Genomic DNA, 18,686 nt, shown 5'->3' with positions numbered 1-18,686 from the left:
AATCAAGCTGCCTCCTCCGTTGGCCTTTTCCTCCTTTGCGAGCACAGTCTCATGAAATTAAAAGCATTCGTCATAGCCTGTCTTACCAGTACTTCGCTGCTTGGCGCCGCGAGCGCATTTGCGCAGGACAACGCCGCGCCGGTTGGCCCGGTCAAGAACATCGTGCTGGTGCACGGCCTGTTCGCGGACGGATCGAGCTGGCAGAAGGTGATCCCGCTGTTGCAGGCGAAGGGTTATCACGTTACCGCGGTACAGAATCCCACCACCTCGCTCGACGCGGATGTCGACGCCGTGAAGCGCGTACTCGCGCAGCAGGATGGCCCCACCTTGCTGGTCGCGCACTCGTACGGTGGCATGGTGATCAGTCAGGCGGGCGACGATCCGAAGGTGGCGGGCCTCGTCTACATTGCCGCGCGCGCACCGGATGCGGGCGAGGACTATCCGGCATTGACGAAGAAATTCCCGCCTGCGCCGGCATCGGCAGGTCTGCAATGGTCCGCTGACGGCTATGGTCAGCTCTCCGAGCAGGCCTTCGTCGACGACTTTGCCAACGACCTGCCGAAGCAGGAAGCCGAAGCGTACTACGCGGTTCAACAGCCAATCGGCAAGGCCATCACGATGGCAAAGACGACGGTCGCGGCATGGCACGACAAACCGACGTGGTACGCGGTATCCACGGAAGATCGCACCATCAATACGGATCTGGAGCGCTTCATGGCAAACCGCATGCACGCGCATACCATCGAAATCAAGGCGAGCCACATCTCGCTGATTTCGCATCCGGTAGAAGTGGCCGATCTGATTCTCGAAGCGGCCAGCGAGAGCAAGTAAACGCCGCGGCGCTCTGATGTAAGCGGTTGGTCGGGCATGGCCCTGACTGATCGCTTACAGGCCGTGTGGACGCCGCCGCGTACGCGTCACACGGATTTTGTTCCGACTCGATGTAACCGAACGTCCCCGCAGAACGAACTAGCACTGACCGTCGCCGGGTAATCCGGGGCGGTCGAAGGCGGGTTTCCCTGTTCACATGGACATCGAGGAGCAATCATGAAGCGCTTGTCACTTTTCAGTGCGGTTGTTGTGTCGCTATTTGCTGTCTGCACGGCCCACGCACAGAGCAGCCAGTCACGCGAGGAAGATGCGCGCGTGGTCACGGCGTCGAATACAGCAGTCAACGAATTGCTGGTGTACAAAACGGATGGCTCGCTGGCCGAGCAGGTCAGAACGGGCGGCGTGGGCGGCGTCAGCGGAAACGCCGGCGGCATCGCGCAAAATCACGATCTGCTCGCCGTGGTGAATTTCGGTTCGAAGAATGTGTCGGTGTTCGGGAAAGACGCGTCGCTCGGTCTTCATCTGATCGGGCTGGTGCCTGCCGTTGCGAATCCGGTCAGCGTCGTCTTTCACGGTGACCATCTCTACATCCTGACGACAACGCACGTCGAATCGCACCTGATGAGCCGGTTTGGCGTGGACCCGCATCCGGACGGCGAAGCGGCGCTGGTTGTCGCAGACGGCTCCGCTGCTCAGGTCGGCGCGGTGGATGGTCAACTGGTCATCAGCGAAAAGACCAATGTCATCGAGACGGTGGATCTGAATTCGAACGGTGCGGTGGCGGGGTCCTCCAAACCCGTGGCCAATATTCCGGCCAACGTCAACGCGCCCTTTGGGCTCGTCACGCGCGGCGACGATGCCTACGTGACGATTGCCCACGCCAACGAAATCAGCCTCGTGCGTAACGATGCCGTTCTGACTGTCACCGATTCGGGTACACAACAGGCGCCCTGCTGGGTGACGCTGGACGGCCCGTTCCTGTTCTCGTCCAACTCGCCGAGCCACTCGGTGTCGCGCTACGCGGTGTACGGTCAGAAGATCGTGCAGGATGCGGCCGTGGTCGCGACGTTCCAGGGCAACCCCGCGGATATCGTGTATCGCGACCGCCTGGCCGCCGTCGTCGACGCGAATGGCGTCGTGTCGCACGTTTCGATTTTCGATGTCGACGGCGACGGCAACTTCACGCTCAAGCACGCCGTCACCATCAACAACATCGCGACCAACGGTATCGCCATCCTGCGCGACGACAGCCACTTCAACTTCTAACGAACGTGCGCATGCAACGTCAGAGTCGGCGGCCTCGCGGCCGCTGACGATGATCGAAACCGTTGCGATATGCTGCGGCTGGCTTCCTGAAAGATGGGCGCCCGAATGCGAGGTTGTTTGTGTAGATACACAACAACGGGCGCACTAATTCGACCGTCTGACTGCCCGCTTGCGTTCCTTGCCGTCACCGCGCAACAACGCGAACGCGGGACGGGCGGCGCCTTCGAGGAGCGCCCGCTCGGGCCGTGAACGTGCGAGCACGCGAATACCTATGTGCACGCTCAGCAGCATTTTGGCCAGATCGTCCGGCGCGAGAAGCGCTGGAATGTCTCCCGCCTGCTGCCCCGCAACGATGCAGCGCTTGAAGAAGGCCTCGACGCGCGCAAGCTCAGCCGCAATCACGGACTGCAACGCCGGGTCGTGCGGGGCGACCTCCATTGCTGAATTCACCAGCAGGCACCCTTTACGATCCGGGTCCTTCAAGGAGAGCTCGATGATCTCCTTGAGAAAGGTCTCGATTGCCTTGCGCCCTGACAACTCGCGCTCGATGCGTGACGAGCGTTCGGCAAAATTGTTCTCGACGTAATAGCCCAGCGCGAGCTGAAACAAGGACCGCTTGTCGCCAAACGCGTTGTAGAGACTAGCCTGCGTAATCCCCATCTCGCGCCCCAGATCGCGCACGGACGTTGCCTCATATCCGTACATCCAGAACCGGTGCGCAGCGGCGCGCAGCACGGCGTCTTCGTCAAACTCCCTCGGTCGGGCCACGGTACCTCCCTTTCCAATACCTGCCAATGGATTCTGCCATTGCAGCGTCACACATGATACGTTATTCTGAAGCGCTTGCTCTAAAACTAACGCACGCCTGCTTCGGCACATCATTCGGCACCCCCATCTGTGGAGACTGGACTTTGTATTCTGCAGAGCCGCGACTAAAAGCGCTCTTTGTCAGTGGCTTGAAGGGGCGTGAGCCCGACTATCGTAGTTTCCTTGCCGAGCTGACGCGACATTTGCGCGGCTACCTGCGCAAACGCATTCCGCAGTTCCACGCCGACATCGAGGACCTGGTTCAGGAGATTCTCCTCGCGGTGCATAACGCGCGTCATACGTTCAGGCCGGACGAGTCGCTCACCGCCTGGATTCACGCCATAGCCCGCTACAAACTGATGGACTTCTTCAGGACGCGCGCCCGGCGCGAGTCCCTGCACGAGCCTCTCGATGACGATGACAATCTCTTCGCCGTTTCGGACGACAACCCCGACGAGGTGCGCCGCGACGTCGGCAAGCTGCTCGAACGTCTGCCTGACAAACAGCGGCTGTCGATTCACCATGTCAAGCTGCAAGGTCTTTCGGTTGCCGAAACCGCGCAGTTGACGGGACTCTCCGAGTCCGCCGTCAAGGTCAGCATTCATCGCGGCATCAAGGCACTCGCTGTACTCGTGCGAGGCGTCGTATGAGAACCGATGACCTCGTCGATTTTCTCGCAAGCGGTATCACGCCCGTACAACATGATGTGCCCGCTCGTCGTTTTGGTATCGCGATGGCTGTCGCGCTGCTCGGCTCGGCGGCGTTAATGGCGAAGCTGTTCGGCGTGCGGCCTGACCTGGCCGCCGCGACGCACACGCTGCTGTTTTGGGGCAAGTTTGTGTTCGCGCTCGTCATGTCGGTCGGTGCACTCGTCACGCTCTCGCGCCTCGCGCGTCCTGGCGCCCGCGTCGGCATGCGTGGGTTCACCCTGCTGGTTCCTGTCACGCTGGTCTGGATTGCCGGCATCTGCGTCATCGCGACAGCAGCGCCCGAGCATCGTATGCCCGATCTTCTGGGTGCATCGTGGAGCACCTGCCCATTCAACATCACGCTGCTTTCCATACCTGGATTCATCGCTGTGTTCTGGGCTGTTCGCGGACTTGCGCCGACGCAGTTGCGACGCTCGGGCGCTGCGTGTGGCCTGCTTGCCAGTTCTATCGGCACGCTCGTGTACTGCCTGCACTGTCCCGAGATGAATCCGGCGTTCTGGAGCGTCTGGTACGTGCTCGGCATGCTCATTCCCACCTTCATCGGCGCCATGCTCGGGCCGCGTCTGCTTCGCTGGTGACGCGCAACAAATCAAACCTCCATAAAAATTCTGGATTCGATGTAACCCGTGGTCGAGCTTCGCCGAATTAGCTTGTGTATCCAGCACGGATACCTTCTACCTCGACCATCGGAGAGATATCTCATGTCCGCTAAAACAAACGTCACCGCCGCCCTGCTCGCTGGCGCTGTTGCAAGCCTGATCGCATCGACCGCCGGCGCTGCCCCGCTCAGCTCGGCGGAAGTCAAAGCCGCCACCGCAGCACACAAGGAAAAGTGCTTCGGCGTTGCACTCAAAGGCCAGAACGATTGCGCCGCCGGCCCCGGCACGACCTGCCAGGGAACGTCGACGATGGACTTCCAGGGCAACTCGTGGAAGTTCGTTCAAGGTGGCACCTGCACGAGCATTCAGGTACCGGGCGGTGCCCACGGTTCGCTCACGCCGATCAAGTCGTAATCGCAGGCACGCAATAGTCGAGGGCGGCATGAACGAACTCAACCGTGGCACGATGGCTGCATCGTCACGCCGCCCTGACGCACCGTTGCGCGAAACAGCCGCGCTTGTCGGCACCAGTTTCAAGCACGAGCACTTGCCGGCCATTCGCGAGGACGCTCTTGCGCATGGCTTTTTCGAAGTGCATGCGGAGAACTATATGGGCGCCGGTGGTCCACCCCATCGCGCGCTCGAATGCATCCGCGAGCAGTATCCGCTTTCGGTACATGGCGTCTGCATGTCGATTGGCGGACAGAACGCTATCGACCGCGATCACCTCGAACGATTTCGCCAGGTAGTCGAACGCTATGAACCCATGCTCGTATCCGAGCACCTTGCCTGGTCATCGCACGGCGGCGCATTTCTCAATGACCTTCTGCCGCTGCCCTATAGCAGCGAAACTCTGGCGAGAGTGTGCGAGCACATCGAGCAGGTGCAGGACACCATTGGACGCACGATCCTGCTGGAAAACCCCGCTACGTATGTCAGATTCGCTTCATCGACGATGAGCGAGGCGCACTTCATCCGTGCAGTTGCGGAGAAAACGGGTTGCGGCTTGCTGCTCGACATCAACAACGTCTACGTCTCAGCGACGAATCACGGGTATTCGGCTGACGCGTATCTGGACGAATTCCCGCTCGAATACGTGGGAGAGATTCATCTGGCCGGCCATGTCGAACAGAGCGACGATGAAGGCGCGAGGCTGTTGATCGACAGCCACAATCGCAGCGTCGCCGAACCGGTGTGGGCGCTGTATCAGCGCGTCATCGCGGAGATCGGGCAAACACCGACCCTGGTCGAATGGGACAGCGATCTGCCAGCGTGGCCGGACCTCAAGGCTCAGGCCGAGACCGCGCTTCAGTTAATGACGACGTGCGCGCTGCACGCCGGGCAGAGGTGACGCGCCATGCCCGGCCCATTCTTCGACTATGCCGGTTTTGCGGCAGGCCTGAACGACCCGCTGCATGCCGCGCCGCAGGACGTCGTCGCGGGCCCGGACAAAGCGGTGACCCTGCGCTATAACGTCTATCGCAACAACGTTACGGTGAGTCTCATTGACGCGTTGGCCGCGATTTATCCGGCGGTTCAGCGCATTACCGGCGTCGAGTTTTTTCGCGCGATGGCGCGTTTCCACATTCGCGCCACGCCGCCAGCGTCGCCTCTATTGTTCGAGTACGGGCGCGATTTTCCCGCTTTCATCGAATCGTACGAGTACGCGCGCCCGATGCCGTGGTTGGCGGATACGGCGCGTATCGAGCGCGCGTGGCTCGACGCCTATCACGCAGCAGATGCCACACCGCTTGCCGCCGACGCATTCGCCTCAATCGAAGCGACGCAGCTTGCGCAAATACGCTTCGTCCCGCATCCGGCTACGCGCATCGTTCGATCACGCTACCCGGCCGTCGCTATCTTCGCGATGAATCGCACCGCTCAACCCGATGCAGTCCTGCGTTCCAGCGACGCCGAAGATGCGCTGATCACTCGGCCCGATCACGACGTCACGGTCTCACGTCTGCCGGCAGGAGGCGCGACGTTCATTCAGGCGCTGCTGGAAGGTGAACCGCTCGGCAGCGCGGTTGCGGCGGCATTTGCCGAAGCAGAAGCGTTCGATCTCGCGGCGAACCTGGCGGGAATGATTTCGGCCGGTGCATTCACGGCTCTACACTCAGGAGAATAATCGACATGTCCATTCAATCCGACACTCAATCCGCCAGCAATAATTTCGTTATCCTTGCTATTTGCAAGGCGCGCCGCCTCGTCGAGACTTTCGCGCAGCCCTGGTTCGTGCAACTTGCGCTTCGGCTCGCCCTGTCCGTGCCGTTCTGGAAATCCGGCATTCTCAAATGGCACGGCTTTCTGCAACTCAACGATACGGCCATTGACCTGTTCACCGACGAGTTCAAGCTTCACTTGCCCGGCGGTCCCTATCCTTTCCCCGCACCCGCCGTGTTCGCTTTTATTTCGGCCTGCGGTGAGGTTGGCTTTCCGGTTCTGCTGACACTCGGCATTGGCACCCGCTTCGCGGCCATCGGATTGCTGCTGATGACCTGCATCATCGAACTGACCGTGCCGGAAGGCTGGCCCATCCACATCACCTGGGCGGCAATGGCCTTGGGCATTGCCGCATGGGGACCAGGTCTGGTTTCGATTGACTACATTCTCGGCGACCGCAAGAGCCGTTCATAAGGGCCCCGCTCAGGCGCTGACGCGTGCCGCCGCGGCGGCTCAGCGCTTTGCGAAGGCCTCGATCCACGCGGCGCCGTCGGTGTACTGACGGAAACTCGTGAGGCGTCCGTCGCGGACCGTCCACAGATGAACAAAATCGGCTTCCAGGTGGCGGCCCGTTGCGCGCACCGGGCCGCTATACAGACCGAACGCGGCGCAGCGATCGCTCTCCGTCACGAACTGGACCGGCTCGATCACGAACTTGTCGAAGTCGTTCGCAATCGGTTCGAGCACCGTTTTCACCACGGCATCTACGCCTTCCACCGTACCCTGATAGTACGGAGAGCTTTTCGCTTCGGTCCACTTGATGTGCGGATCGAACAGGGCGAGCGCGGCAGCGGCGTCGCCGCGTTCAAGCGCAGCATAGAGACTGCGCACAGTGGTTTCGGTATCTGACATCATCGACTCCTGTTGAGTGACAGGTGTTTCCGTCAAGCCGTCTGGAACATTATCATAATCCTCACGACGGCATACGCCGGTGGCCTTTAAAGCATTCTTCTCAACGCAGCTTGTTACGCAGGCGCTCCACTTCGGCCTTCAGCTCGCGGATGCGTTCGTCGCGTTCGTCCAGTGCAGCCTTGACGTCCGCCGCTTCGAAGCGTTGCGGAATGTGGCGGGGGCAATTCGCGTCCCACAAGGAAACCTTGAAGACGATGGCCCGCTCGGCCCGCGCCTGATAATTCGCGGGCATTAGCTTCGCAATGAGTTGTGCGTCTTCGCTCACGTGCGCCTCGCCCCAGATCTTGATGCGTTGACGGCGCGCATAGTCGATCAGAAACAGAAATGCCTTGGGGTTATCGGCCAGGTTGCCCGTGGTGATGTACTGCCTGTTTCCGGAGAAGTCCGCGAACGCGATGGTCTTCTCGTCGATGACATGCAGGAATCCCGGTGGGCCGCCACGATGCTGGATATAAGGCTGCCCGTCGGCGTTGGCGGTCGACAGGAACACACTCGTCTGCCTGCGGACGATTTCCGCGCCATCCGGCGTGATGAGCGTTTTCCAGCCGCCTTCCTGTTCGAGGTGTGCATACGCGTTGCGTGAACCGTAACGCGTCTGAAGCGACTTGACGGAGGGCGTAAACACCACGTCACTGGGATATTCGAGTGAACGATCCATCTTGCCCTCCGTAATTTGCTGGCTGCGCCATGGGCGCATTGCCGTCGATACGCGCGGCATCGACGGCATCCACTAACTTCCTGCCTGCTTACGCGTTTTGCGCGTGCACGACCGGGAAGTCGATCTCGGTTTCCGCGACCGTGTTGGCGTAGTTCGTCCAGATGTTGAGCGCCACGTTCAGCACGATTTCGAGCACGGCAGCTTCGCTATAGCCGGCAGCCTTGACGGCTTCCAGATCAGCGTTCGACACGCGGCCGCGCGCGTCGGTCACCTGCTTCGCGAACAGCACGGCGGCGGCGGCCTTCGGATCGTTGGAACCGCCGTTGCGGTTCGCGGTCATTTCGGCGTCGTCGAGCTTGGCGACGTGCTTGCCGAGATAGGTGTGTGCCGACAGACAGTAGTCGCAACCATTGATTTCGGCCACGGCCAGCGCGATACGCTCACGCGTGGGTGCCGACAGTTCGCCCTTGCCGAGTGCGCCCATCAGGCTCAGATAGCCTTCGAGTGCAGCCGGGCTGTTGCCGACCATGCGGAACAGGTTCGGCACGACGCCGAGTTGTTTGTTGACGGCTTCGAGCAGGCCGTGGGATGCAGCGGGTGCGTCAGCGACAGTAGCGGGGGTATGGATACGGGACGACATGATGAACTCTCCTGTGAATGAAAGGTTGCATCTAGCAACTTGAAGGTCATCTTACGGACTCCACGATTCAAAGAGAATCCAGTAATATCGGGAATCTTTCTTCCAGAAAGTGAGAGGACGATGGATCGACTCGAAGCGATGTCCATCCTGTGCGAGGTGGTGGATGCAGGCAGCCTGTCGGCCGCATCGCGCCGGCTGGACATCCCGCTGGCAACGGTCAGCCGCAAGGTGGGAGAGATCGAGGCGCATCTGAAAACGCGCCTGCTGAACCGGACGACCCGGCAGCTTTCGCTGACCGAAGCGGGCGCGGCCTACGTGGCGTCGTGCCGGCGGATACTCGAAGAGGTTGGAGAGGCCGAACGTGCCGCCACCGGCGAATATGCGGCGCCGCGAGGCTACCTGGTCATCACCGCGCCGGTGGTGTTCGGGCGGCTGCACGTCGCGCCGGTTCTGGCTGATTTCCTTGCGCACTACCCGCAAATCGACGCGCGTCTGTTCCTGACGGATCGCAACACGCACATGCTAGAAGAGCACATCGACGTGGCCGTGCGGGTAGGCTCGCTGCCGGATAGCGCGCTGGTGGCCATGAGCATCGGCGAGGTGCGCATCGTCACCTGCGCGAGTCCCGCGTATCTGGCAAGCCGGGGCACGCCAATGACGCCGGATGAGCTGGGCGCGCATGCGTGCGTGGCCTTCGACGGACTGACCTCGGCGCGTGCCTGGAATTTCCCCGCCGGCAAGAGCGAACGTGCGGTGCGCATCGAGCCGCGTCTCGTGACGAACACGGCGGAATCCGCCGTCGACACAGCCGCGTTCGGACTCGGTGTGACGCGCGTGCTGTCCTATCAGGCGGCCGCAGCCGTGCGCGAAGGAAGGCTGCAGCTCGTGCTGGAGAAGTTCGAACCGCCCCCGCTGCCGATCAGCCTGGTGCATACGGGACAACTGCCGGTGCCGCTCAAGTTGAGGGCGTTTCTGGACTTTGCGCGGCCACGGCTTCAGGGACGGTTGGCGGGGGTTTGAGAGTTGGCGAATACCTCAGGTTCTCGCTCTTCTCCCATTTGTGAATCCAGGTTAAAGCCGCTTTGAGTCCAGCACCGGTTTTCGCGCATCGGGACGCGTAGAGTTCACTACACCTACTACACCTGATGGACGGAGACATGAAAACCTATCGCATCGCAACCATCCCCGGCGACGGCATCGGCAAGGAAGTCGTGCCGGCCGGCGCGCAAGTACTGGAAACGCTGGCCCGGACCTCCAGGTCATTTGCGTTCGAATTCGAGGACTTCGACTGGGGTGGCGACTACTACCGCGAACACGGTGTCATGATGCCTGCCAACGGACTCGATGCCATCCGCAACAAGGACGCAATCCTGTTCGGTTCGGCTGGCGACCCCAGGATTCCCGATCACATCACGCTGTGGGGGCTGCGCCTCAAAATCTGCCAGGGCTTCGATCAGTACGCGAACGTCCGCCCGACCCGCATCCTGCCGGGCATCGATGCGCCGCTCAAGCGCTGCAAACCGGAAGATCTGAACTGGGTGATCGTTCGCGAGAACTCGGAAGGCGAATACTCCGGCGTGGGTGGCCGGGTCCATCAAGGGCATCCCATCGAAGCGGCGACCGACGTGTCGATCATGACGCGCGCCGGCGTCGAACGAATCATGCGCTTCGCGTTCCGTCTCGCTCAATCCCGTCCGCGCAAGTTGCTGACCGTGATTACGAAGAGCAACGCGCAGCGTCACGCCATGGTGATGTGGGATGAAATCGCCCTCGAAATCTCGAAGGAATTCCCGGACGTCACCTGGGACAAGGAACTGGTGGATGCATCGACGGCACGCATGATCAACCGTCCGGCGAGCCTCGATACGATCGTCGCCACCAACCTGCACGCCGACATCCTGAGTGATCTGGCTGCCGCGCTCGCGGGCAGCCTCGGCATTGCGCCAACCGGCAACATCGATCCAGAACGCCGCTTTCCTTCGATGTTCGAACCCATCCACGGTTCAGCGTTCGACATCATGGGTAAGGGTCTCGCCAATCCGGTCGGCACCTTCTGGTCCGTGGTCATGCTGCTCGAACACCTCGGCGAATTCGACGCGGCAAAACGCGTAATGCAGGCCGTCGAAGCCGTGACCGCGGACCCCTGGCTGCATACGCGTGATCTTGGCGGCACCGCAACGACCGCTCAGGTGACGGCAGCCGTTTGCGCGTTCATCGAAAACGCCGCTGTGGCCGCCGTGCCCGCCACCAGCGCAGCCTAAGCAAAGCCCCAGGCGGCTCAGCAGGAGCCCGCTCTCGCGGCCGCTATATGGCGGCCGTGGCCCCTGCTCATCCCGCACGCAGGAGGAGACAATGATGACCGAACTCGAAAGCCGGGTGACGCGCAAGCTGATGCTGCGCATCATCCCGTTCGTGATGCTGCTGTATTTCGTGAGTTTTCTCGACCGCGTCAACGTGGGATTCGCGGCGCTCTCGATGAACAAGGCGATCGGCCTGTCGCCAACCGCCTTTGGTCTTGGCGGCGGCCTGTTCTTTATCGGTTACTTTCTGTGCGAAGTACCTTCGAACCTGATACTGCACAAAATCGGCGCGCGGCGCTGGATTGCGCGGGTGATGGTCACGTGGGGGCTCGTTTCATTTGCGTCGGCCTTCGTGGTGGGGCCGAACAGCTTCTATGCGCTGCGTTTTCTGCTCGGGATCGCCGAGGCTGGCTTTTTCCCCGGCATCATTCTGTATCTGAGTTTGTGGTTTCCGGCGCGCCAACGTGCGGTCGCCGCGGCGTGGTTCATGGCGGCGGCGCCAATCTCGACAGCCATCGGTTCGCCCATTTCCGGGGCCATCATGAAACTGCCGCCCATTGCCGGGTTTGCCGACTGGCAGATGCTCTACATTCTTGAAGCGGTGCCCGCGATCGTTCTCGGCTTCTTTGTGCTCAAATATCTGACGGATACGCCAGCGAAGGCACAATGGCTGCAACCCGAAGAGCGCGCGTGGCTAATCGCGAAGATGAAGACGGAAGCCGACGCACGGCAGATGCATGCCGGTCACACTGCTGGTGCGTTGAGCGCCTTGCGCGATCCACGCGTGCTCGCGCTTGCTCTCATCTACTTCGGCACCTCCGCGGCGTTGTATACGCTCGGCTTGTGGGCGCCGCTCATCATTCGTCAGTACGGCTTCGGATCGTTCGAAACGGGTCTGCTGGCCGGCGTGCCGAGCGTTCTCGCGGTCATCGCGATGATCGTATGGGCGAGGCATTCCGACCGCACGGAAGAGCGCACATGGCACGTGGTGATTCCATGCGTGGTGGCATGCCTTGGCTTCGTGTTTGCCGGCAACGCGACCACCGCGCTGATGATCATTGTGGCACTCGTGATCGTGAACATCGGCATCAGCGCCGCCAAGGCACCGTTGTGGGCGATGCCGAGCATGTTCCTGTCCGGCGCCGGTGCGGCTGCGGGCATTGCGATGATCAATTCGGTCGGCAATCTTGGCGGATTCGTGGGTCCGTTCGCCATTGGATGGCTCAAGAACGAAACGGGTGGCTACGCAGCGGGCCTTTACGTGGTTGGCGCGACGCTGGCCGTTTCCGCCGTGGTGACGCTGCTGTTGGCCCGTCAAACGAAACAGGTACCGCTTCGGGCCGGCGAGCGGCATGGACATTGAGTGAGGGGTGGGCGCGTTGAAGCCCGTTCGATCTGGCGGAAGCGGTTTATCTGTTAGATAGAATACCTTCGCGCCGTAAAAACCTGTGTCATGATTCGCGTCGGCATAAATAAAATCACGTGACGGGGAAACTCAACGATGGATCGACACCCGGATGAAGACCCCATTCGGTTCGCGATGTTCGGTACCGTGGTCATGGCCCTCTTCGCAGTCGGCGGCTTGATTGATGGACTCGTGTATGGCGCGGCCGAACGGTGTCCCGTGCATAAAGGCGGCGGTTCCTGCCGTGTCGTGTGGGCGGACATGGACTACACATACGTGCAACACATGATCGACTTCTACTGGGCTTTGTTGACGGTCTGTTTGATCGGCTTTTACATCAGCTATCAACGGTTCAAGGCATTGGATCGCGGTCAGAGGCGATAGGTATTCGTTTAAGGTTGCGTGCCGCTGAGGTTTTCATACGACAGGATGAATGGGCCGATTCATTGCCCTGCGACTGAACCAACGAAAGCTCAGGCCGCATAGAAGCGCGATGAAGCATAACAACGCGCAGATCCTTATCGTCAACCGTCCGGCGGCAAACTCTGCATCCAGTTCCTGCTGAGTTGGCAAGCTCGCCAGGAAAGCATTCTTGCCGCCGGCGTCGATGCGAAACACGGTTCGACCGCAAATTTCGACGTGGACCGCGTCCCCGACATGGCTCTTCAATACAGCGATCAAACGCCTGGATCGCTGCCATGTCTCACCAGCAGATACCCTCGTTCGAGACGCGCTCTATAATCAGTCGGTGCCGTCAACTGCGCCCCACATAACGGCTGCCATCCATGATCGAACAAGCGTTGACGGACTAACGCGGCCGCACAACTGGAAACCGATATGCGAAACGGTCGAACCATCACATGCCGCTTGCTGATCGTCATCGCGTTCGCGTTCCCCGCGTGCGTGTTCATCAACGGCTGCAAATCAACGACGACAACGCCAGCGAATGCCACGGGGCCCATCGCCACCGACGATGCTGCGCTCGCCGCCAGGGTCAAGCAGGCACTCGTCGCGGACCCGACGTTGCGATCGTTGCCGCTCAGCGTGGCGACGTTTCGAGGCGTCGTCCAGTTGGCGGGGTACGCAGATTCGGCGGCACAGATTCAGCAAGCCATCGCCGTGACGCGCGGCGTGCCCGGCGTGCAGTCCGTGAGCAACGAGTTGCAGATCAGACCGCAAGGCACGCAGCAATGAGTACGGCGCAATAAGTACGCAATCTGCCACTCCCACCTGACCCCGTCACGCAGATACCGACACCGCGCAGACGGTCGAACCCTTACCCACACACGCTTCACGCGCCCTCCCGCGAATAAATCCAGAAAACCCCGGAATAAACCGCGCCAAACGGGGTTTGCCCCCAGGTAAGCTGCATGCAGGGCACCCCATTCCGTGGCGACCCAGGACAACCCGCGTCCTGACGACGAAGTCGCCGCCCGACTGTTACACATGAAGAGCGCGCGAGAAAAAATGCTAAGGGTTCTGAATATTCACGATGAACCGGCCCTCGGACAGGTCATCACCGCGAGTCTCACCTCCTCGGGATTCAGCGTCGACATGACCCATCTGGGACTAACCGGCGTGACGCGAGCCATCAATCACGACTACGACGTCGTGGTGCTCGGTCAGACGCTGCCCGATGTGTCGGGGCCCGCGGTCGTCTCCACCTTGCGCGGTGTGGGCATTCAGATTCCGGTGCTCATGGTCAGCAACACGTCCGACACCGCCCAGCGCATACAAGGTCTGCGCGCGGGCGCCGACGACTATCTCGCCACGCCTTTCTCGCCGGAAGAAATGCTGGCCCGCGTCGAAGTACTCCTGCGAAAACGGGCGCGTCATACGAGGGACAGCGCCTTGCTGAGGACGCAACATGTCGAACTCGACCTCATCAAGCGCAAGCTGGTTCACGCCGGGCGCAAGCAGTCGCTATTGCCAACGGAATGTCGCCTGCTCGAATTCATGATGCAACACGCTGGACGCGTGCTCACCCGCTGCGAGATGTTCGAATCGGTCTGGGGTCACCACTTCGATCCGGGGACCAATCTGATCGACGTCCACGTCGGCAAGTTACGCAGGAAGCTCGCCGCGCTTGGTCTGCCTCCGTTGATCATTACGGTCCGTGGCGCGGGGTATCGGTTCGAGGGGCCGACGAGCGGATCGCCACATCCAGCGTGAGACATGTTGTTAATTTACTTGGCATGCCTTACTTACTCTCCAGGTTGAGTGCCACCGTGATGAGTGACGAGAACGATGGTCTCCTCAATCGCCACGGCGTCATGCTCATCATCGCCCTGTGAATACACCGTGTCCCCCGTTCGTATGTCGATGCCGCCAAGTTTGAGATGCCCCTGGACAACGTAAATCTGTTCCCAGGCGCCGACATGCGAATGCCTCGGCGCACGCGCATTCGCCTCGAAGCGGGTCAGGTGTCCACCATCGCCTTGTTTGGTGCCCCAAAGAATCGCGTTTTGCACGCCAGGCACGCCGGCCTCGATCCACTCAGTTTCCGTTTGTCGCTTGATGAGCATTGCCCACTCCTGTCATTGAGTCTAAAGATCAGCGCACGGCTCGTTTTCAGGTTCGAGGCCATCCGCGATAAAGCTTGCGCCGTTGGCTAAACCGCGCGAGCCAGCGCCACGGCCTGGGCGCGCGCCGTTTGTCGGGCGGCTTCATCGACATCGGGACCAAGGAGTGTTTTTTCGATGACGACGGACTCGACGTCGGTTACGCCGACAAAGCGCAACCACGCTTCGATATAGGGCCGCTGGAAGTCAAACGAGTGGGCAGGTGTGCCCGAGTCCATTGAATAGTCGAGGCCTCGCGCGTAAATGACCACCGCTTTCTTGCCCTTCAGCAATCCCGCACTTCCTCGCTCGTCGAACGAGAACAGGATGTTCCGCTGCGAGACGACGTCGATGAAATGCTTGAGCCGGTAGGGAATGGAAAAATTCCAGAGCGGCACGGAGAACAGCAGCGTGTCCGCGTCGTGCAAGCGCTGCGCCAGGTGCCGGATATCCGCCCACGCCTGCTGCTGCGCCGGGCTGAGCGCGGCGCCGCTCAGGTCCGCGTATTTGGCGTCGAGCGCGTCGCCGTCGAACTCTGGCAGCTTGACGGCCCACAGGTCGAGGACGTCGATCCGGTGATCCGGGTGGGCCTCGCGATAAGCCTCCAGATACGCGCGCGCAACATCGAGCGACGCAGATCGCTGCTTACGGGGAGAGGCTTCGATATGCAACAGGGTGGGCATGAAATGACTCCTGGGTGTGATCCGAGTGGTCATTTCAACATATTTGCGATCGAAATATAAACAACATATCATCGCTCAATTAAGCATGCTTCGCACTGAATTGAACGAGGAACGTTCGATGTTCGACACCGTTTTGTTGCGCTCTTTCGTGGCGGTCGTCGCGGAAGGGGGATTCACGGCCGCCGCGGCCCGCCTCAACCTGACGCAGTCCGCAGTGAGCGCGCATGTACGGCGTCTGGAGAAGCAGATGGGCCGCGAACTGCTCGCGCGCACCACGCGCTCGGTGACGCTCACCGCGGACGGTGAGTTGCTGTTGGGCTACGCGCGCGCCATTCTCAAACTCAATCATGATGCACGGGCGGTGCTTGCGCGTGCGCCGAGCGAGGGCGCGATCCGTATCGGGCTCTCACAGGACCTCGCCGACGTCAGGCTCATGAACGTCATACAAAACTTCAGCGAGCGCTATCCTCGTATCGAGTTTAGTGCCCGCGTGGGTATCACGGCCGAATTGCTGCACGCGCAGGATCAGCGCGAACTCGATGTGGTGGTTTGTGGACGCTGCTACGATGCCAGCGCCGGGCGTTTCCTTTGGCGAGAGCCGCTCGTATGGGTCGGCCCTGAATGGGCATCGCTCACGCCCGGCATGCCGGTTCCGCTGGCGGTGTTGCCGGAGCCGTGCCCATATCGTGAAGCTGCACTGGCCGAGCTTGCCCGCGCCGGCCGCGATTACCGCATCGTGTTGGTCGGATCCAATGCGACCAGCCTTTGCGCTGCTGCGCAGGCGGGCTTTGCAGTGACACCGATCGCGCAATCGCATGTCGTGCCGGGCTTGCGTGTGGTCTCGCCGGATGCCGGCCTGCCTGCACTGCCCGACGTCGAATTCACGATTTCGGCTGCGGCCGGCCCGTCAGCGCATGTTGTCGACGAACTGGGCAATGCGATCGCACGGACGTTTGGCCAGAAATCGTAGCGAGGGGCAGACGTTGTCGTGCTCAGCTAACTTCGTGACCTGAATCATCGCATCTATGTCATTGCGAATGGTAAAGCAGCGAGGCAACATCCTCACCTTGGGAACGTGCGATCCAGTCGCACAGTGCAAAGTCTGCCCATACTTCATTCTCTTCGGCCGCGTACGGCCATGCATCCGGTACGCACCTTGATGCATACACGGCTTTTATAAGCATGCCGAAATACCTGCTCGTCTGGCAAACGTGGCCAATCTCCCCTTAAGGAGGAACAGCTTCATGGCAAAGATCTCGATGTTAGGCCTGGGCGCGATGGGATCGCGCATGGCCGCCAATCTCATCAAAGCGGGCCACCAGGTAACGGTGTGGAACCGCAGCCCTCAGGCAGTTCAAGCACTGGTCGACGCAGGTGCGCGTTCCGCCCCGACGCCCAAAGAAGCCGCTGCCGATGCCGACTTCGTCATAGCGATGGTGCGTGACAACGACGCCTCGCGACACGTCTGGCTCGACCCGGATACGGGCGCGCTGGCAGGCATGTCCGCAGATACCATAGCGGTCGACAGCTCCACACTGACCGCCGAATGGATTCGCGAGCTGGGACAGCATATGGCGAAGCGCTCCATTTCGTTGCTCGAAGCGCCGGTGGCGGGTAGTACGCCGCAGGCCGAAGCCGCGCAGCTCACCTATCTTGTCGGAGGTGACGCCGATACTTTCGGGCGCACGGAGGCGGTGTTGAAGACGATGGGTTCAGCGATCCATCACGTGGGTCCGCTCGGGTCCGGTGCATTGGCCAAGCTCGCCACGAATACGCTGCTTGGCACTCAGGTCACTGTGCTCGCGGAATTGATCGGCATGCTAAAGCGTTCGAATGCCGACGTCGCGCGCGTACTTGAAGTGGTTGCCACGACACCCGTATGGAGCGCAGCGGCCGGGCGTCTCACCGCGCTGATGCTAAGCGAAAATTTCGCACCGCAATTCCCTGTCGAATTGATCGAAAAGGATTTCGGCTATACCGTGCAGACGGCTTCATCTGAATCTTCCGCGCCGACCATAGCGGCCGCACGAAGCGTATTCCGCACGGCAATGGAGCGTGGATATAGTCAGGAGAACATGACAGCCGTGGTCAAACTCTTCACCTGATCTTCACCAGATCGCGACTTCACACCGCTGTCGTCACTCCCCCCGAGGCGCGCTGCATGGCCTGGGGCGGTTGTCCGAAGGCGCGAAGGAACGCCTGGCGCATCCGTTCGCGGTCACCAAAGCCAGTTTCGCGCGCGATGACCTCGATGGGATGCAGCGTCGTTTCCATCATCAATCTCGCGGCCTCGACCCGCAGATGCTCGATCGCCTTCGCGGGCGATTCGCCGGTCTCCTCACGAAACACCCGGCTAAATTGACGTGGGCTTAGTCTCGCGACCTCGGCCAGCGATTCGACCGAAAGATCGCTGGCAAGATTTTCTGCGGCATAGGTCAGGGCCATCTGCACGCGGTCCGATTTTGCGTTCAGCTCCAGCAACGTGGAAAACTGCGACTGACCACCGCCACGCCGCTGATGCAGGACCAGCTTGCGCGCAACCGCACGGGCCGTCTCCAGGCCAAAATCCTTTTCGACGATCGCGAGCGCGAGATCGACTCCCGCGGTCATACCGGCCGAAGTCCAGATCTGGCCGTCCACGACAAAGATCCGGTCTTCGTCGAGGCGCGCGTTCGGGTACTGCTTCTTGAAGTCTGCGGCATGGAACCAGTGCGTCGTTGCGCGCTTTCCTTCGAGCAGCCCCGCCGCAGCGAGGACAAACGCGCCGGTGCAAATGGATGCAACGCGTCTGCTATGGTTCGGCGCGTCGCGCACGAACTCCAGCAAGCTGGCTGCAGGCAGACGGCACTCATTGTCTCCGGCCACGATGAGCGTGTCGTAAGTCGAGTCCCGCAGCGGATCCGTGTTGACGGAAAAACCTTGCGACGTCATCACAGGGCCGCCCTCTTCGGAAACCAGAGAGAATGAATAAACCTTCTCGCCGCGCATGATATTCGCGTACTCAAAGACGCTTGCCACTGCAAGCCCGAGAGATTGAAAGTTGGGATAGACCAGAAGCCCGACCGTGTGCATGACCGCTCCGGATAATGTT

General features: G+C 60.9%; 23 protein-coding genes. 16 read left to right on the top strand and 7 right to left on the bottom strand.

Annotated features, from left to right (window positions below; genetic code table 11):
- The first annotated feature begins 51 nt into the window (after positions 1–51).
- Positions 52–831, top strand: a complete 780-nt coding sequence (locus D0B32_RS04930) for an alpha/beta hydrolase (RefSeq protein ID WP_117332529.1) — start codon at positions 52–54, stop codon at positions 829–831.
- Between the two features lie 216 nt (positions 832–1,047).
- Positions 1,048–2,097 carry a hypothetical protein gene (locus tag D0B32_RS04925; protein ID WP_117332528.1) on the top strand — a complete coding sequence of 350 codons (1,050 nt, stop codon included), beginning with the start codon at positions 1,048–1,050 and terminating at the stop codon, positions 2,095–2,097.
- Between the two features lie 144 nt (positions 2,098–2,241).
- On the opposite strand, the gene D0B32_RS04920 is transcribed toward D0B32_RS04925, so the two are convergent.
- Complete coding sequence (locus D0B32_RS04920) at positions 2,242–2,865, bottom strand: TetR/AcrR family transcriptional regulator (protein ID WP_117332527.1); 624 nt, start codon at positions 2,863–2,865, stop codon at positions 2,242–2,244.
- 143 nt (positions 2,866–3,008) lie between these two features.
- Here D0B32_RS04920 and D0B32_RS04915 point away from each other — a divergent pair, with 143 nt between their 5' ends.
- The 6 genes from D0B32_RS04915 (at position 3,009) to D0B32_RS04890 (ending at position 6,850) form a co-directional block, all read left to right on the top strand.
- Positions 3,009–3,554 carry a sigma-70 family RNA polymerase sigma factor gene (locus D0B32_RS04915; protein WP_259294929.1) on the top strand — a complete coding sequence of 182 codons (546 nt, stop codon included), beginning with the start codon at positions 3,009–3,011 and terminating at the stop codon, positions 3,552–3,554.
- A complete protein-coding gene (locus tag D0B32_RS04910; protein ID WP_117332525.1) occupies positions 3,551–4,192 on the top strand; it encodes a DUF1109 domain-containing protein in 642 nt (213 codons plus the stop codon). Before D0B32_RS04915 ends, D0B32_RS04910 begins: the two co-directional genes overlap by 4 nt.
- 123 nt (positions 4,193–4,315) lie before the next feature.
- A complete protein-coding gene (locus D0B32_RS04905; RefSeq protein WP_117332524.1) occupies positions 4,316–4,627 on the top strand; it encodes a DUF2282 domain-containing protein in 312 nt (103 codons plus the stop codon).
- 28 nt (positions 4,628–4,655) lie between these two features.
- Complete coding sequence (locus D0B32_RS04900) at positions 4,656–5,564, top strand: DUF692 domain-containing protein (protein ID WP_404935517.1); 909 nt, start codon at positions 4,656–4,658, stop codon at positions 5,562–5,564.
- A gap of 6 nt (positions 5,565–5,570) precedes the next feature.
- Complete coding sequence (locus tag D0B32_RS04895; protein WP_117332523.1) at positions 5,571–6,341, top strand: DNA-binding domain-containing protein; 771 nt, start codon at positions 5,571–5,573, stop codon at positions 6,339–6,341.
- Between the two features lie 5 nt (positions 6,342–6,346).
- Positions 6,347–6,850 carry a DoxX family protein gene (locus tag D0B32_RS04890; protein WP_117332522.1) on the top strand — a complete coding sequence of 168 codons (504 nt, stop codon included), beginning with the start codon at positions 6,347–6,349 and terminating at the stop codon, positions 6,848–6,850.
- Positions 6,851–6,889: 39 nt separating this feature from the next.
- Here the strand turns inward: D0B32_RS04890 and D0B32_RS04885 are convergent, their stop codons facing one another.
- From D0B32_RS04885 to D0B32_RS04875, 3 genes are all read right to left on the bottom strand, one after another.
- A complete protein-coding gene (locus D0B32_RS04885) occupies positions 6,890–7,288 on the bottom strand; it encodes a nuclear transport factor 2 family protein (RefSeq protein ID WP_181969712.1) in 399 nt (132 codons plus the stop codon).
- A gap of 100 nt (positions 7,289–7,388) precedes the next feature.
- A complete protein-coding gene (locus D0B32_RS04880) occupies positions 7,389–8,006 on the bottom strand; it encodes a pyridoxamine 5'-phosphate oxidase family protein (RefSeq protein ID WP_117333461.1) in 618 nt (205 codons plus the stop codon).
- Between the two features lie 88 nt (positions 8,007–8,094).
- Positions 8,095–8,646 (bottom strand): carboxymuconolactone decarboxylase family protein, encoded by a 552-nt coding sequence (locus D0B32_RS04875; RefSeq protein ID WP_117332520.1) that lies wholly within the window; start codon positions 8,644–8,646, stop codon positions 8,095–8,097.
- 120 nt (positions 8,647–8,766) lie between these two features.
- Between D0B32_RS04875 and D0B32_RS04870 the strand changes: the two genes are divergently transcribed.
- The 6 genes from D0B32_RS04870 to D0B32_RS04840 all read left to right on the top strand — a co-directional run bounded on the left by D0B32_RS04870 (position 8,767) and on the right by D0B32_RS04840 (position 14,523).
- The gene (locus tag D0B32_RS04870) at positions 8,767–9,666 is read left to right on the top strand and encodes a LysR family transcriptional regulator (RefSeq protein WP_117332519.1); all 900 of its coding nucleotides are present in this window, start codon (positions 8,767–8,769) and stop codon (positions 9,664–9,666) included.
- Between the two features lie 137 nt (positions 9,667–9,803).
- Positions 9,804–10,907 carry a tartrate dehydrogenase gene (locus D0B32_RS04865; protein WP_117332518.1) on the top strand — a complete coding sequence of 368 codons (1,104 nt, stop codon included), beginning with the start codon at positions 9,804–9,806 and terminating at the stop codon, positions 10,905–10,907.
- Between the two features lie 91 nt (positions 10,908–10,998).
- A complete protein-coding gene (locus D0B32_RS04860; protein ID WP_117332517.1) occupies positions 10,999–12,309 on the top strand; it encodes an MFS transporter in 1,311 nt (436 codons plus the stop codon).
- Between the two features lie 138 nt (positions 12,310–12,447).
- On the top strand, positions 12,448–12,735 hold the full coding sequence (locus tag D0B32_RS04855; protein ID WP_147329493.1) for a hypothetical protein: 288 nt from the start codon (positions 12,448–12,450) through the stop codon (positions 12,733–12,735).
- Positions 12,736–13,188: 453 nt separating this feature from the next.
- Positions 13,189–13,545, top strand: a complete 357-nt coding sequence (locus D0B32_RS04845) for a BON domain-containing protein (RefSeq protein ID WP_117332514.1) — start codon at positions 13,189–13,191, stop codon at positions 13,543–13,545.
- Between the two features lie 273 nt (positions 13,546–13,818).
- Positions 13,819–14,523 (top strand): response regulator transcription factor, encoded by a 705-nt coding sequence (locus D0B32_RS04840; protein ID WP_117332513.1) that lies wholly within the window; start codon positions 13,819–13,821, stop codon positions 14,521–14,523.
- A 32-nt stretch (positions 14,524–14,555) separates the two neighbouring features.
- Here D0B32_RS04840 and D0B32_RS04835 read toward each other — a convergent pair whose 3' ends face one another.
- Both D0B32_RS04835 and D0B32_RS04830 read right to left on the bottom strand, forming a co-directional pair.
- Entirely contained in the window at positions 14,556–14,876 is a 321-nt protein-coding gene (locus D0B32_RS04835; protein ID WP_117332512.1) for a cupin domain-containing protein, read from the bottom strand.
- An 86-nt stretch (positions 14,877–14,962) separates the two neighbouring features.
- Positions 14,963–15,595 (bottom strand): FMN-dependent NADH-azoreductase, encoded by a 633-nt coding sequence (locus tag D0B32_RS04830; RefSeq protein WP_117332511.1) that lies wholly within the window; start codon positions 15,593–15,595, stop codon positions 14,963–14,965.
- Between the two features lie 118 nt (positions 15,596–15,713).
- Between D0B32_RS04830 and D0B32_RS04825 the strand changes: the two genes are divergently transcribed.
- Both D0B32_RS04825 and D0B32_RS04820 read left to right on the top strand, forming a co-directional pair.
- The gene (locus D0B32_RS04825) at positions 15,714–16,565 is read left to right on the top strand and encodes a LysR substrate-binding domain-containing protein (protein ID WP_117333460.1); all 852 of its coding nucleotides are present in this window, start codon (positions 15,714–15,716) and stop codon (positions 16,563–16,565) included.
- A gap of 274 nt (positions 16,566–16,839) precedes the next feature.
- Positions 16,840–17,700, top strand: coding sequence for an NAD(P)-dependent oxidoreductase (locus tag D0B32_RS04820; RefSeq protein ID WP_117332510.1), 861 nt, complete (start codon positions 16,840–16,842; stop codon positions 17,698–17,700).
- A gap of 19 nt (positions 17,701–17,719) precedes the next feature.
- On the opposite strand, the gene D0B32_RS04815 is transcribed toward D0B32_RS04820, so the two are convergent.
- A complete protein-coding gene (locus D0B32_RS04815; protein WP_117332509.1) occupies positions 17,720–18,667 on the bottom strand; it encodes a GlxA family transcriptional regulator in 948 nt (315 codons plus the stop codon).
- Positions 18,668–18,686 lie beyond the last annotated feature (19 nt).

Source organism: Paraburkholderia sp. DHOC27, assembly GCF_003429005.1.
GTDB lineage: Bacteria > Pseudomonadota > Gammaproteobacteria > Burkholderiales > Burkholderiaceae > Paraburkholderia.
This window is presented reverse-complemented; position numbering and strand designations above follow the sequence as displayed.

Bases quoted from the DNA above. Each gene is read 5' to 3' on its own strand.
- D0B32_RS04895 (WP_117332523.1), top strand. From the start codon at position 5,571: ATGCCCGGCCCATTCTTCGACTATGCCGGTTTTGCGGCAGGCCTGAAC.
- D0B32_RS04875 (WP_117332520.1), bottom strand. From the start codon at position 8,646: ATGTCGTCCCGTATCCATACCCCCGCTACTGTCGCTGACGCACCCGCT.
- D0B32_RS04880 (WP_117333461.1), bottom strand. From the start codon at position 8,006: ATGGATCGTTCACTCGAATATCCCAGTGACGTGGTGTTTACGCCCTCC.
- D0B32_RS04815 (WP_117332509.1), bottom strand. From the start codon at position 18,667: ATGCACACGGTCGGGCTTCTGGTCTATCCCAACTTTCAATCTCTCGGG.
- D0B32_RS04825 (WP_117333460.1), top strand. From the start codon at position 15,714: ATGTTCGACACCGTTTTGTTGCGCTCTTTCGTGGCGGTCGTCGCGGAA.
- D0B32_RS04830 (WP_117332511.1), bottom strand. From the start codon at position 15,595: ATGCCCACCCTGTTGCATATCGAAGCCTCTCCCCGTAAGCAGCGATCT.
- D0B32_RS04925 (WP_117332528.1), top strand. From the start codon at position 1,048: ATGAAGCGCTTGTCACTTTTCAGTGCGGTTGTTGTGTCGCTATTTGCT.
- D0B32_RS04865 (WP_117332518.1), top strand. From the start codon at position 9,804: ATGAAAACCTATCGCATCGCAACCATCCCCGGCGACGGCATCGGCAAG.
- D0B32_RS04860 (WP_117332517.1), top strand. From the start codon at position 10,999: ATGATGACCGAACTCGAAAGCCGGGTGACGCGCAAGCTGATGCTGCGC.
- D0B32_RS04900 (WP_404935517.1), top strand. From the start codon at position 4,656: ATGAACGAACTCAACCGTGGCACGATGGCTGCATCGTCACGCCGCCCT.
- D0B32_RS04905 (WP_117332524.1), top strand. From the start codon at position 4,316: ATGTCCGCTAAAACAAACGTCACCGCCGCCCTGCTCGCTGGCGCTGTT.
- D0B32_RS04855 (WP_147329493.1), top strand. From the start codon at position 12,448: ATGGATCGACACCCGGATGAAGACCCCATTCGGTTCGCGATGTTCGGT.
- D0B32_RS04835 (WP_117332512.1), bottom strand. From the start codon at position 14,876: ATGCTCATCAAGCGACAAACGGAAACTGAGTGGATCGAGGCCGGCGTG.
- D0B32_RS04870 (WP_117332519.1), top strand. From the start codon at position 8,767: ATGGATCGACTCGAAGCGATGTCCATCCTGTGCGAGGTGGTGGATGCA.
- D0B32_RS04930 (WP_117332529.1), top strand. From the start codon at position 52: ATGAAATTAAAAGCATTCGTCATAGCCTGTCTTACCAGTACTTCGCTG.
- D0B32_RS04885 (WP_181969712.1), bottom strand. From the start codon at position 7,288: ATGTCAGATACCGAAACCACTGTGCGCAGTCTCTATGCTGCGCTTGAA.
- D0B32_RS04820 (WP_117332510.1), top strand. From the start codon at position 16,840: ATGGCAAAGATCTCGATGTTAGGCCTGGGCGCGATGGGATCGCGCATG.
- D0B32_RS04840 (WP_117332513.1), top strand. From the start codon at position 13,819: ATGCTAAGGGTTCTGAATATTCACGATGAACCGGCCCTCGGACAGGTC.
- D0B32_RS04845 (WP_117332514.1), top strand. From the start codon at position 13,189: ATGCGAAACGGTCGAACCATCACATGCCGCTTGCTGATCGTCATCGCG.
- D0B32_RS04910 (WP_117332525.1), top strand. From the start codon at position 3,551: ATGAGAACCGATGACCTCGTCGATTTTCTCGCAAGCGGTATCACGCCC.
- D0B32_RS04890 (WP_117332522.1), top strand. From the start codon at position 6,347: ATGTCCATTCAATCCGACACTCAATCCGCCAGCAATAATTTCGTTATC.